At 40.5% G+C, this 14473-nt stretch carries 9 protein-coding genes; 5 read left to right on the top strand and 4 right to left on the bottom strand.

The window, feature by feature from the left end:
• Positions 1-144 precede the first annotated feature (144 nt).
• The gene (locus tag FPK91_RS07835) at positions 145-1557 is read right to left on the bottom strand and encodes an FAD-dependent oxidoreductase (protein WP_144210214.1); all 1413 of its coding nucleotides are present in this window, start codon (positions 1555-1557) and stop codon (positions 145-147) included.
• Between the two features lie 6 nt (positions 1558-1563).
• A complete protein-coding gene (gene gltB, locus FPK91_RS07830; protein WP_144210212.1) occupies positions 1564-6012 on the bottom strand; it encodes a glutamate synthase large subunit in 4449 nt (1482 codons plus the stop codon).
• Positions 6013-6526: 514 nt separating this feature from the next.
• Between gltB and FPK91_RS07825 the strand changes: the two genes are divergently transcribed.
• From FPK91_RS07825 to oxyR, 3 genes are all read left to right on the top strand, one after another.
• Positions 6527-7450: a TIGR01212 family radical SAM protein gene (locus FPK91_RS07825; RefSeq protein ID WP_144210210.1), complete on the top strand. Its 924-nt coding sequence runs from the start codon at positions 6527-6529 to the stop codon at positions 7448-7450.
• Positions 7451-7628: 178 nt separating this feature from the next.
• Positions 7629-7994, top strand: coding sequence for an Hpt domain-containing protein (locus FPK91_RS07820; RefSeq protein ID WP_144210208.1), 366 nt, complete (start codon positions 7629-7631; stop codon positions 7992-7994).
• 165 nt (positions 7995-8159) lie between these two features.
• A complete protein-coding gene (oxyR, locus tag FPK91_RS07815; protein ID WP_144210206.1) occupies positions 8160-9071 on the top strand; it encodes a hydrogen peroxide-inducible genes transcriptional activator OxyR in 912 nt (303 codons plus the stop codon).
• A gap of 10 nt (positions 9072-9081) precedes the next feature.
• Here the strand turns inward: oxyR and FPK91_RS07810 are convergent, their stop codons facing one another.
• On the bottom strand, positions 9082-10167 hold the full coding sequence (locus FPK91_RS07810; protein ID WP_144210204.1) for an adenylate/guanylate cyclase domain-containing protein: 1086 nt from the start codon (positions 10165-10167) through the stop codon (positions 9082-9084).
• 121 nt (positions 10168-10288) lie between these two features.
• Positions 10289-10957, bottom strand: coding sequence for a DNA mismatch repair endonuclease MutH (gene mutH, locus FPK91_RS07805; RefSeq protein WP_144210202.1), 669 nt, complete (start codon positions 10955-10957; stop codon positions 10289-10291).
• Positions 10958-11686: 729 nt separating this feature from the next.
• Between mutH and rppH the strand changes: the two genes are divergently transcribed.
• Together rppH and ptsP are read left to right on the top strand one after the other, a co-directional pair.
• Entirely contained in the window at positions 11687-12205 is a 519-nt protein-coding gene (gene rppH, locus FPK91_RS07800; protein ID WP_144210199.1) for an RNA pyrophosphohydrolase, read from the top strand.
• Between the two features lie 23 nt (positions 12206-12228).
• On the top strand, positions 12229-14463 hold the full coding sequence (gene ptsP / locus FPK91_RS07795; protein WP_144210197.1) for a phosphoenolpyruvate--protein phosphotransferase: 2235 nt from the start codon (positions 12229-12231) through the stop codon (positions 14461-14463).
• Positions 14464-14473 lie beyond the last annotated feature (10 nt).

The raw sequence follows: 14473 nt of genomic DNA, 5'->3' as shown, positions 1-14473 counted from the left end.
TTAATGGCGGCTAATATAGCACAAAAGATAAATTGAGATTGATGACTAAAGCGAATTTTTTAATAAAAAAAGCACATCAAATGATGTGCTTTTTGTCATTGTGAGTGAGATTAGCTCACTTCAATATATGCTATAAACAGTAGGTTATGCGTCTTCAAAAGAGTTTAGAATCCCTTGAGCTGCGTCACGCCCCTCAGCAATAGCGGTTACGACTAAGTCTGAGCCACGAACCATATCACCACCGGCAAATACTTTTGGGTTTGTGGTTTGGAAAGGATTATCGTCAAATTTGTTCGCTTTAACTAAACCCCATTCGTTGGTTTCAATACCAAAGTCACTAAACCATGGGGCAGGGCTTGCTTGGAAACCAAAGGCAATAATGATCGCATCAGCTTCAAGGACTTGCTCACTGCCAGCAACGACTTCTGCTCTTTGGCGACCAGACTCATCGGCTTCACCCATCTGGGTTTGTACACACTCAATGCCGGTGACGACGCCATTTTGTTCTTTAATTGCAACTGGTTGGCGGTTAAATAAGAAGTTTACACCTTCTTCGCGGGCATTTTGCACTTCGCGACGTGAACCTGGCATGTTGGCTTCATCACGGCGATAGGCACAAGTGACGCTTTTAGCACCTTGACGAATAGCAGTACGAACACAATCCATTGCGGTATCACCGCCACCGAGAACCACTACATTTTTACCTTCAAGGCTTAAATATGGGTTTTCTGTGCATTCAGTGCCCATTAAGTGATGGGTATTACCAATCAAATAAGGCAGTGCTTGAATCACACCTTGGCTGTCTTCACCTGGAAGGCGGGCTTTCATGGCGGTGTAGGTACCCATTCCAAGGAATACGGCATCATAGTCATCTAACAGGCCTTGAAAAGGAATATCCTTGCCAACAGTGACGCCCATTTTAAATTCGATGCCCATACCTTCAAGTACACTACGACGCGTTGCCATGACATCTTTATCGAGTTTGAAAGATGGAATGCCATAAGTTAGTAGCCCACCAATCTGTGGGTACTTATCAAAGACGACAGCCTTAACGCCATTACGACTCAGAATGTCTGCACAACCTAGGCCTGCAGGGCCTGCACCGATAATAGCAACACGCTCTTTACGCGGCGTAACTTTGCTAAGATCTGGTCGCCATCCTTGGCTAATAGCGGTATCAGTAATGTATTTTTCTACATTACCAATGGTGACGGCGCCAAAATCATCATTGAGAGTACAAGCCCCTTCACATAACCGGTCTTGTGGGCAAACTCGGCCACAAATTTCTGGCAATGTATTAGTTTCGTGAACTAAATCTGCAGCTTCCATGATAAGTCCCTGCTCGGCGAGTTTTAGCCAGTTAGGGATGTAATTGTGCAGTGGACATTTCCACTCACAATATGGGTTACCACAATCAAGACAACGGTCTGCTTGCTCAGCAACTTGCGGCTGAGAAAACGGCTGATAAATCTCGATAAATTGAGTCGAACGTTCAGCAGCGGCGTGCTTAGTTGGATCTTTACGATCCACTTCTATAAATTGAAAATCATTGCTCATCTAAATTTACCCCGCCTTCACTGCTAATTCCGGGCTTTTTTGCTCAATCTTGAGCAAGTCAGCAACGGCGATATTCTTAGGCTTAACTAATACAAAACAATCTAACCAATTTTCAAAGTCACTTAGAATCATTTTGGCATGTTCACTGCCAGTGGCTTCAACGTGAGCTTCAATTAACTCTTTTAAATGTTGTTGCTGAATTTTTGATTCAAGCTTTTGTGTATCGACTAGCTCGTTGTTAACGCGGCGGCTAAAGTGATTAAAGCGATCAAAAATATACGCAAAACCACCCGTCATGCCCGCACCGAAGTTCACTCCAGTTTTACCAAGTACCACAACGATACCACCGGTCATGTATTCACAACCGTTATCACCTACGCCTTCAACAACGGCAATAGCGCCAGAGTTACGAACACCAAAGCGTTCACCGGCTTGACCTGCTGCATAAACGCGGCCGCCAGTTGCGCCATATAAACAAGTATTGCCCATGATGGCACTACGTTCGCTTTGGAACGGGCTGCCGACAGGAGGGTGGATAATAATCTTACCGCCTGACATACCTTTACCAACGTAATCATTGGCATCACCTATGAGCTCTAAATCTAATCCTGGGCTATTCCAAACGCCAAAGCTTTGTCCTGCACTACCATTGAATTGCAATGTAATAGGAGCTTTAGCGCCCGCTTTACCAATGTTTGTGGCAATAAATCCTGAGATTGTTGCCCCGATTGAACGGTTGGTATTATTGATCGCATAGCGTTTAGTCGATGGCTCACCAGCAAGTATGGCCGCTGCATTGTCGGTGACTATTTGTAGGTTTAAATCACCTTTATCTTCTGGAGGATTTAACTCTTTCCAAGTGATGGCACTACCTTTTTGAACTTTTGGTTGATACAAAATAGGCGCTAAATCTAAGCCTAGTTGTTTGTCAGTTTTACCTTCAAGGGCATATAACCAATCTGTACGACCCACTAAATCTTCAAATTTAGCCACACCCAATTTTGCCATCCATTCACGGACTTCTTGGGCGACAAATTCAAAATAGGTGATCACCCGCTCAGGTAAACCGTGATAATGCTTCTCGCGTAAGTTTTTATCTTGAGTAGCAATACCGGTGGCACAGTTATTTAAGTGACAAATTCGTAGGTATTTACAGCCTAATGCAATCATAGGTACAGTACCGAAACCGAAGCTTTCAGCGCCTAATAATGCGGCTTTAATGATGTCTTGACCGGTTTTTAAACCGCCATCAACCTGCAGGCGAATCTTATGACGTAAACCGTTCTCAACCAGTGATTGATGCACTTCTGCAAGACCTAGCTCCCAAGGAGAACCTGCATACTTAACAGAAGTTATTGGACTTGCACCAGTCCCACCATCGTAACCAGAGATAGTAATCATATCGGCATAGGCTTTTGCTACGCCAGTAGCAATGGTGCCAACACCTGGTTCTGATACCAGCTTCACAGACACTAATGCCTTTGGATTGATTTGTTTTAAATCAAAAATTAGCTGGGCTAAATCTTCAATAGAATAAATATCATGATGTGGCGGTGGTGAAATTAAGGTAACACCAGGACGAGCATGACGCAGACCGGCTATTTCCACACTGACTTTATCGCCAGGTAGTTGACCACCTTCACCAGGTTTAGCACCTTGAGCCACTTTGATTTGCAGTACATCAGCATTAACAAGGTAATGCGCTGTAACGCCAAAACGGCCAGAGGCAATTTGTTTAATGGCTGAGTTACGTTCGCTGTTAAATCGGCTTGAGTCTTCTCCACCTTCACCTGAATTAGAGCGACCACCAATACGGTTCATAGCCACGGCAAGTGCTTCATGAGATTCAGGGCTTAATGCGCCAATACTCATTGCTGCACTGTCAAAGCGTGGGAATAAGCTTTCTGCAGCTTCAACGCTGGATTCTGCTATCGGGTTATTTGAACCCTTGATACCAATCAAATCACGTAATGTAGCAATAGGTCTGTCATCGACCAGTGCCGCAAACTTCTTATATTTAGGGTAATCCTGATCGATAAGGCTTTGTTGTAATGTATTAACCACGTCAGGGTTGAAACTGTGGTATTCGCCGCCTTCAACATACTTTAGTAAACCGCCTTGAGGCAGTGGTATGTGAGCGCGGAAAGCCGCAGTATGTAAAATCTTTTGATCAGCAGCAAGATGTTCAAAACTCGCGCCTTCAATTCGACTGATTACGCCTTTAAAGCACAATTCAATCACATCTGAAGATAGGCCAATTGCTTCAAACTGTTGACTACAACGGTATGAACCAACAGTACTAATGCCCATTTTTGACATGATCTTACGCAGGCCTTTCTCAATACCTTGACGGAAGTTCAGCATCAATAGGCTGTCGTCTTCAACGTTGTTTTTCTTCGCTAACGCTGAAATTGATTCATATGCCAAGTAAGGGTAAATAGCGGTAGCACCAAATCCAATTAGCACAGCAAAATGATGAGGATCTCTTGCTGATGCAGTTTCAACAATGATATTGGTATCACAGCGTAAGCTTTGATCTACTAGCCGTTGCTGCACTGCACCTACTGCCATAGCTGCTGGAATCACTTGTACATTTTTAGCTGCGGCTCTATCTGAAAGGATCAACAAGGTTGTACCACTGCGAGCTAATCTTTCTGCTTCATCAGTAATTCGTTCGATAGCTTGTTGTAAGTTTTCATGTGCGTCGTAATTCAAATCAACGGTGTTTGCACGGTAGTAAGTACTATCTAACCCAAGTAATTGATTAAAATCACTGAATAATAGTACTGGTGATTCAAACATCACACGGTAAGCAACACCGGTGGTTTCGCAAAATAAGTTTTGCTCGCGGCCCACACAGGTTGTTAACGACATGACGTGTTTTTCGCGTAATGGATCGATTGGTGGGTTAGTTACTTGGGCAAATTTTTGACGAAAATAGTCATAAAGTGAACGAGACTTTTTAGACAGCACTGCCATTGGGGTGTCATCACCCATAGAGCCTGTGGCTTCTTCACCTTTGCTTGCCAACACCCAAATAACTTGTTCTAACTCTTCGCGACTATAGCCAAATTGTTTTTGGTATTGCAGTAACACGTCAGGGCTAAAGTTACTTGCACCTTGTTGTGCTGCATCAATTTTGCTTGCAGGCTTTAACACTTGGCTGTTTTTTGACATCCACTCTTTGTATGGGTGGCGACGTTTTAAGTCATTATCAATCTCGAACGATGAATATAAACGACCATTCATGGTATCAAGTACTAATAGCTCACCGGGTCCAACACGGCCTTTTTCTACCACTTCATCAGCAGAATAATCCCAAATACCGACTTCTGAAGCCAGTGTTAGGATGCGGTCTTTGGTTATAACGTAACGAGAAGGGCGTAGACCGTTACGATCGACTGCACAGGCAGCGTGACGTCCATTACTCATTACGATGCCTGCAGGGCCGTCCCACGGTTCCATATGCATGGAGTTGAAATCATAAAATGCTTTTAGCTCGTCATCCATTTCTGGATTACTTTGCCATGCTGGTGGAATAAGCAGTCGCATCGCGCGATACAAATCCATACCGCCAGAAAGTAACATTTCAAGCATGTTATCTAGTGATGATGAATCTGAGCCGGTTTCATTAACAAAAGGGGCTGCTTGCTGCAAATCAGGCAGCAATGGTGAGTTAAATTTATAAGCACGGGCTCTGGCCCATTGACGATTACCAGTAATGGTATTGATTTCGCCGTTATGTGCCAAAAATCTAAATGGCTGCGCTAACGGCCATTTAGGTGATGTATTTGTTGAAAATCGTTGATGAAATAAGCAAATGGTACTTTTCAGACGGATGTCTGCAAGGTCGGTATAAAATGACGGCAAATCAGCCGGCATCATCAAACCTTTATAAACGATTACTTGACCAGATAAGCTTGCAACATAGAAGTCGGTGTCATCAACAATCTGTTGCTCAAGACGGCGCCTTGCCATATACAAGCGACGCTCTAAATCTTTTTCACGCCAACCTACCGGAGCATTAATTAATACCTGATAAATTTGCGGTAAACTTTTACGTCCAATTTCGCCGAGTACATCAGCATTGATTGGCACTTTTCTCCAACCAGCAACACTTAGCGTTTCACGTTGAAGTTCTTTTTCTAAAATGGCCTTTGCTGATTCTGCTTTAACTGGGTCTTGGCTAAGAAATACCATACCAACTGCAAATTTTCGACTAAGGTGCCAATCATTTTCAGTTGCAATAGCAGCAAAAAAGTCTTTAGGCATCGACATTAATAGTCCACAGCCATCACCTGTGCGACCGTCTGATGCAATACCACCACGGTGCTTCATTCTATCCAAACCATGAATAGCAGTACGGACTATACGATGGCTAGCATCGCCATCCATTTGGGCTATTAAACCAAAACCACAATTGTCCCGTTCAAAACTGGGATGATATAAGCTCATACAAAAACTCCCTAAACCTTACTTAATACGACTCGGATAATGCGGAGAAGTTCTCATAGATATGCACCCGAACCACCCAAATTAGCTCTATATTGAATAAAGGTCAAACTTAAATTACTCACCTAAATGAATTGTTAACACTATTACAAATGTTAATAAAAACCACGTTGACGTTAACGTTAACTGTGTTTTTGCCTGTATAACCTTATGAATAAAAAGAATTTTAAAAAATAAATTTGTCCGCGTTTACTTTTTGTTAACACTTTAGTCTAATTACTTTAGATTTCAGGATAGTGAATTTATTTTCAAGCACAGTATAAATTGCTATTTTGCTTGTTATGATTATTTATTCAATAAAAACGCTTAGTTAAAGTTTTCTAAATTAACTAGCTATGGGGCAGAGCAATTACTGAATATAATATAAACAATATATTTGACAGTTTTTTGATTTAGCACCAAGTTTTATTCTTTAACAGGCCGTATTATCTGCCACTTTTTGCCATCAGGAGCAATTGTGGGTTTAGATGATTACGTAAATACCTTCGGTGCGGTGTGTAAACAACAGTATGGCGGCAGAATTAAAAAACTGACCATAGACGCCAAGTTCACTTGTCCAAATAGAGACGGCACTTTAGGTAAGGGAGGTTGTACTTTCTGTAATGTCTCTTCATTTAGTTATGAACAGGGGACTGAAGCCAGTATTTCTGAGCAATTACAGCAAGGAAAGCAGCGCTCTCTCCATGATACTTCGAAGTATATTGCTTACTTTCAGGCTTATACCAGCACTTATGATGAGTACCAAGTCCTCAAGAGTAAGTATGATGAAGCAGTGAAGGATTCAGATATTGTCGGTTTACACATAGGAACTCGACCAGACTGTGTCCCTAATGATATTTTAGATTTATTGGTAAGTTATCAAGATAAAGGTATCGAAGTTTGGCTTGAGCTAGGTTTGCAAACATCAAATAACGACACCTTAAAACGTATTAATCGTGGCCATGATTACTCTTGCTATCAAGATACGGTCTCCAGAGCTAGAAAAAGGGGGATTAAAGTTTGTGCCCACTTGATTTTAGGTTTACCAGGCGAAGATTTTTCAGATTACTTGGCAAGTTTACAGAATGTCATCGCAACCGGCGTTGATGGTATTAAGCTGCACCCTTTACATATTGTTGAAGGGAGTGTGATGGCAAAAACATGGCGTCATAAAGGTATGGACTTGCTTTCAAAAGAAGATTATTCCAATTATGCCAGCGAGTTGATCCGCCACACACCTAAAGAGATTATTTTTCATAGGGTCACTGCTTATGCTAAAAAACCGATCTTACTGGCACCTGATTGGTGCGGTTTTAGGTGGGATGGTCTTGTTGCAATTGTACAAAACCTCGCAAAAAATGGCGGGCAGGGACATTATTTAGACAAAACTAAAGTTGGTTAATTACCCTGTTTGGGCGTTAATTGAACGATCTTATGCTTTAACTTTAACATTTTGTTAAAATATTGTGCTTATTTTCTTGAAATTAGGCTTGAAAAGCTTTGTTTAGTTGCATAGGGGATTTTAGCGAGTATTATAAAATCCAATTTTGTAGTTATGAATAGAATAAAGAGGTGCCTTGATGGCCACAGTTGAGTTAGAGTCTGTATTAGATCTCAATACTTTAGAGCAATATTGTAGTGCTATAGGTGCTGGGACTTTACTGAAAAGTGTTGTTTTATTTGAACAGCTTATGCCTGAATATGTTGGTAGTCTTGTAAAAGCTAATGACGCAAATGATAAAGATACTCTTTGCGCAGAAGCACACAAATTCAAAGGCGCAGCAGGTTCTGTTGGTTTAAAGCGTATCCAGCAATTTGCACAATCACTGCAACACGGTGAAGAAGCTTCTTGGGAAACTGAGCACGAAGTATGGTTAGGTCAGATTGTTGAGCATGCAAGTGCAGATTTACAACAATTGAAAGAATTCCTTGAATCAAAAGCGTAATCGCTTCTGATTGAATAAAAGCCCCGTTAGGGGTTTTTTTTTGCTTTTAAATTGGTAATTGAATTAAAAATACCGTTTTTGTGTGTTTGATCTGTAATGGCTGATTGTTATTTGATAATAGTTAATTCATTATTTCAATGAAATTACATCAGGGTAATCGATTAAATGAAAAATCTACCTAGTCTTAAAAATTTATTTTACTTGGTCAATTTGCATCAAGAACAAAATTTTAACCGAGCAGCTAAAACATGCTTTGTGAGTCAATCAACCTTATCGAGTGGCATACAAAACCTAGAAGAGCAGCTTGGTTATCAGTTGATTGAGCGCGATCATAAATCATTTATGTTCACTGCTATTGGTGAAGAAGTCGTAGAGCGAGCAAGGAAATTACTCACTGATGTTGACGATCTCGTTGAGCTAGTTAAAAACCAAGGTGAGCCGATGACCGGTGAGATCCGCCTAGGCTGCATTCCGACTATTGCGCCTTTCTTATTAAGTCGAGTGGTAAAGCAATGTCAGGCTGATTATCCAAAACTTGGATTATTGCTAAAAGAAGATACCACTGAGAACTTGTTATCAGCGCTTGGAAAAGGGGAGTTAGATTTATTAATTCTTGCCTTGCCAGTCGACACCACTGGATTTCATAGCATGAAAGTAGGTATCGACCCATTTAAAATGGTAGTCCATCGAGAACTATCAGGTGATATTCACGTGCCGATTGATTATCAACAAATGCCTGATGAGAGTATTTTTTTACTGCAAAGCGAACATTGTATTACTGGACATGCCATAACGGCTTGTCAGCTTGGTAACAGCGCTAAAATAAATCCTTTTGCCGCGACTAGCTTACATACTTTAGTGCAGATGGTTGATAGTAAATTAGGGACGACTTTTTTACCTCAAATGGCGATAGATGCTGGGATTTTAAATGATACAGAGTTAAATATCATGAATCCTCCTGGAGAAGATCCATACAGAGATATTGGTTTAGTGTGGCGACAAACAACAAGCCGTATTGCTACGTTTAGAACATTAGGCTTGATGCTTGAAAGGTTACTAGAAAAGCAGCAAAGCTAAATCAGTTCGCTTAGTCGGGCTGAGGTATTTTTTTAGGGGCAACACCATAAACTTCAATTTCGTGTTGCTTACCTTTAAGTTTAATTGCGCCTAAATCAGTTAAATCATAATGACTACCATGGCGTTCTAAACGATGCGCTACTTCTCCAGAAATCAGCATACGCTGACCAAGTGGATTACACTGATCTTGAAGCCTCGCCAGTGTGTTAAGTACATCGCTGAAATAGCTAATTTCTTGTTTGTGAACACCAACTACTGCTGCAACAACTTGACCACAGTGAGCCGCAGCTTTGAATTTAGGCACGAAGCCATAATGCTCTTCAAAATAAGGTCGATGCCAATTTAGCTGTTGGCTAAATTCATAGTATATATTCATACAGCGATCTTCTTTAATCCCCTTATCTAAAGGCCAGTGAATTAACACTGCATCACCCATATAGCGATAGATTTCAGCATCGTTGTTGGTCACAGTGTCGGCGAGCATACTAAAACTGTCTTGAATTAAGCGACTAAATCTATAGTCCCCTAATGTTTCTGCATGAGAGGTAGAAGAAACCATATCAACGAATAAAAATAACCGGTGTTCGTAACGTGGTTGATGGTATTTACCTAAACCGATATTAAGTAATACCCTAGGGCCTACTAGTAATGCCATTTGCTCAATAAAGGCAAGGCCGATACGGACAGTCGCAAGGTAAATAACTAAAGCCTGGAAGGCCGGGCTATATAAAATATGCGCTGTAAGCATTTGTCTGAGGGTGACTAAGTGGTTTTCGATTGCCCACATATTTAAAAATTGGGTGACATAAGCTAGCGTCATGGCGCCTAGCATCAAAAAAAGACCTTTGAAAATAACCGAGAAAATATAGGGGAGTCGACTGATCGCACTAAAATCAGCTATGAGATTAGACATCCAATGTAAACAGCCAAATACAAATCCCATGAAAATAGCTAGCGTGGCTAGATCTACCTTTCCAATGGCCCATTGCGGTAATTCAGGTGTTTGTGAATATCGGAAAAAGACAAATGCGCTCATAGCTATACACCATGCTAAAATCGCAAATAATAGTTTTCTCGTCTGTCGACGTGCTTTCACTGGTTTATATCGTGTCCGTTGATATTTTAAGATGGGCTAGTCTATAGAAAATTCCCATACTTGTCATAGTGGTATTTTAGATAGTCTACGAAACTAACATTAATGTTGGCTTAATGTGATCTTAGTTGAATGCATTTGTTAGTATTTGGTGTGTGAAATTTATTTTTAAATAAAAACCTCTTGGGTTGGACATTTTTATACTGCCATCTTCAGCAATGGATTCTGTTAACGCATGACTGTTTGCAGCTTTAGGCCTTAGTTGAAGTACCTCACCATGCTTAGCTGTGACTTTTTCGACTTTACCCATGGCTATCAATTCCATAATTTCTTCCCAATCCTGTTTTAATTGAGAATACTGCTGTGGGTTCGGTTGCCATAATACTGGTGTGCCTATTTTTCTTTGTGCGATAGGAATGCTTCTTTCACCTTCAACAGGGATCCACAATACGTGCTGTAATTTATGCTGCACTACACTATTCTCCCAAGTGAGCCCCAGGATATTAGTTAGTGGCGCAACAGTAACGTATGTGGTTTCTATCGGTTTACCATTTCTATCTATAGGAATGGTTTTCAATTCTATGCCTAGGTGTAAGAAATCTTGTTGAGGCTTAGAACCTGATGTTGCCCCAAGTTCCATTTCTATTAATTGTCCAATCCAGCCTTTATCTCTTTTTAAGTTTTCAGGCACTTTAACACTATGCTCTGAAGCGATATCTCCTAAGCTGATCCCTGCCATTTCATGTGCTCGGTGCATTAATTCGGTAATGGTATCTGGTGAGCTGTTAGTCATGTTCTGTATTATGCCTGTGAATTTTCAGCTAGAGCAAAAGTGTACTGTTTTATGGATTTATTTACAGTAGTCAAGTGAGGTTGTTTTTTGAGCATTAATTATTTTTGAAGTTATCCTTTAGTGATATTTTTTGTAAGTTGCTGAACAATATCAATTTAAATCGATATTGGTTAGTTTGTTTTACCAGAAATAAAAGTTACTCTCTATTTGCTCCACTATTTTGCACATAGTTATCCACAGTTTGGATGAATAACTTTCAAAAGATAACGGCTAGCGGATAATATTTTTCCAGTCAATGGCTAAAATTAGCTTTATTTTATTATTTTTTAAATAAATATCTTGTTTTATGTGTATAACTTATTTTGCTTAGTTTCACTTTTCAATAAAAACAGTGGGTGGTTAAATCTTGACCTATTAAGGTTTACTTTGCATTTTAAATCAATATTAATTTTGGTAAAGTATTGTTTTAAAACATGTAATTTGTTTTGTGTGTAGGTTTTAATATCACGTTAAATATCAACTTTTAAGCCGTTAAAGTAGTTGTAATAGAGTTTCAAACAGAGATATCCACAGATTTTGTGGATAATACTGGCTAGTGAATGACTCACCTGTTGATAAAAAGGCTTTTATTATAAGTTTATCCAAGATTTTGTTTGAAATAGGCGTTTGCCCGTAGGCGAGCTTTATGAAACAATCTAGTCATTAATTTGTAGTGAAATTGGAGTCCATGTGATTGATAGCGACGGCTTTCGCGCAAATGTGGGCATTATTATCTGTAACAATTTGGGTCAAGTAATGTGGGCCCGACGGTTTGGACAGCATTCATGGCAATTTCCTCAAGGTGGTGTGGACGATGGTGAAACACCAGAAGAAGCTATGTATCGAGAATTGTATGAAGAAGTTGGTCTAAAGCCTGAAAATGTGCAAATTTTAACGTCAACACGTTCATGGTTAAGATATCGTTTACCAAAAAGATTGATCAGACAAGAAAGTAAGCCAGTTTGTATTGGCCAAAAGCAAAAGTGGTATTTGTTGCAACTAAAAAGTAGTGATAACAGCATTAATTTGAATGCATGTGGTCACCCAGAGTTCGATGATTGGCGTTGGGTGAGTTATTGGTACCCTGTGAGGCAAGTTGTTTCTTTTAAAAGAGATGTCTACCGTAAGGTGATGAAGGAATTTGCTGCAACAACTTTAGCCTTTCAAGGCCGAGAGCCTAACCGTAAAAGAGGCCGTTATAAAAGTTAGCTGATTATAGAGGACAGGAAGCAGTGATTAATACGCTTAGGGATATTACTCAATCAGTCGCCAGTGCTAATTGTTTAGAAACAGCATTATCCTTGTTGGTTTCGCAAACTAAGTCTGCGATGCAAACTCACTGCTGTTCTATTTATATCCTTGAGCAACAGGAATTGGTGTTATCTGCAACCGAAGGGTTATCACCAAATTCTATTCATCGCGTCAGAATGCCATTGTCTGAAGGTTTAGTTGGTTTGGCGGCTGAAAAAGAAGAAGCCGTCAATTTAGCAGATGCTAAATCCCATCCCCGATTTAAATTATTCCCTGAAGTAGAAGAAGAAGAATACCGCGCGTTTTTAGCCGTACCTATTATCTTTCAAAAACAAGTTGTCGGCGTCATCGTTGTTCAGCAACCCCAACCGCGCCAGTTTAGTGAGAACGAAGAAGCATTTTTAATGACTTTGGCAGCTCAACTTGCAGTGGTCGTTAGAAGTTTAAAAAATAAAGCGGCTATTAATAATGTGCAACAACAAGTCGTATTTAAAGGAACACCTGCTTCAAAGGGCATCGCAATAGCTGATGGTTTTGTTTTAGGTGGCGCGATATCTTTAAAGCAGGCTGATGTTAAATGCGTTGATATTGAAGTTGAAACCCAACGCCTTAAAGATGCAATGCAGCGTTGTAGCGATATTATTAGCACTTTGTCACAGCGCTTTGACCGAGAAAATGTCGATGAAGTGGCGTCTATTTTTTCTGCCTTACAGTTATTACTCGATGATGCCAGTCTTGGTGGGGAATACTTACGAGAAGTTACCGCGGGTTGGCAGGCTGAGTCAGCGGTGAGTCGGGTATCAATACGTTATATTCAACAATTCATGGACATGGAAGATCCGTATCTTAAGGAACGGGCAAGTGACATACGTGAATTAGGTCAAAAAGTACTTCGGCAATTAATTGAACCTGACAAGTTAGAACTTGCTCCTGGTAAACCGGTTATTCTTGTTGCCAAAGAGGTTGATGCGACCTTATTAGCTGAGTTTCCAAGAGGTAAGCTTGCCGGAATCGTTACTGAGCTAGGTGGAGTTAACGCTCATGCAGCCATTCTAGCTAGAGCATTAGGTGTGCCTGCTATTGTGGGGGTTGACCAAGTATTGTCTGCTGATATTGATGACAAAACCCTAGTGCTGAATGCTAATAGCGGTCAATTACTTGTCTCACCTTCTGAAGCCATTATCCATGAATACCACAGTTTAATCTCTGAAAGTAAAGCGCAACAACGTCAGTTTTCAGCTGAAATATCTTTGCCTGCTGAAACCCTTGACGGTAAAAGAATCCAACTCTATTTGAATGCTGGCTTACTGAGTGGGTTAAGTACTGATATGGCCGAAGGTGCTGATGGTATAGGGCTTTATCGCACTGAAATTCCTTTTATGCTGCATCAGCGTTTCCCTAGTGAATTAGAGCAAATCCAAGTTTATAAACAAGTGTTGTCTGCCGCCCATGATAGGCCTGTGGTCATGCGAACCTTAGATGTCGGTGGTGATAAACCATTACCTTATTTTCCTATTAATGAAGATAATCCTTTTCTAGGCTGGCGAGGCATTCGCTTATCACTTGATCACCCTGAATTATTTCTGATGCAATTACGAGCAATGCTCGTGGCCAATGCTAATTCCGCACAATTACAAATTTTACTGCCGATGGTCAGTAATTTAGATGAGATCGATCGCACATTATTATATTTAGAGCAGGCCTACTCCGAGATAACAGAAGAGTTAGCAAGAGCGATTCCTAAACCTAAAATAGGTGTGATGCTCGAAGTACCTTCATTGTTATTTCAATTAGAGGATGTAGCAAAACGAGTCGATTTCGTGTCTGTTGGTAGTAATGATTTAACACAATATCTACTGGCTGTTGATCGAAATAATCCTAGTGTTAGCTCTTTATTTGACAGTTTTCATCCGGGGGTGTTAAGGGCATTAAAGTGGACAATTACGGATTGTAATCGCTACCAAATGGATGCCAGTATTTGTGGGGAACTCGCAGGGGAGCCGATGGGCGCATTGTTATTAGTGGCAATGGGCTATGACAAGCTTAGTATGAACCAAGGAAGTATTGCTCGAATTAATTATTTATTGCGAAGAATTGATAAAAGTGAACTTGAACAAATTCTTGATAAAGCGTTAACGCTGACTAACGGTGAGCAAGTAAGAGATTTACTCTGTCAGTATTTACGCACAAAAAATTTACTCTCAATTTTAGATTAATTATTACCCC

Origin of the sequence: Shewanella donghaensis (assembly GCF_007567505.1) — a bacterium.
Taxonomy (GTDB): Bacteria; Pseudomonadota; Gammaproteobacteria; order Enterobacterales; family Shewanellaceae; genus Shewanella; species Shewanella donghaensis.
This window is presented reverse-complemented; position numbering and strand designations above follow the sequence as displayed.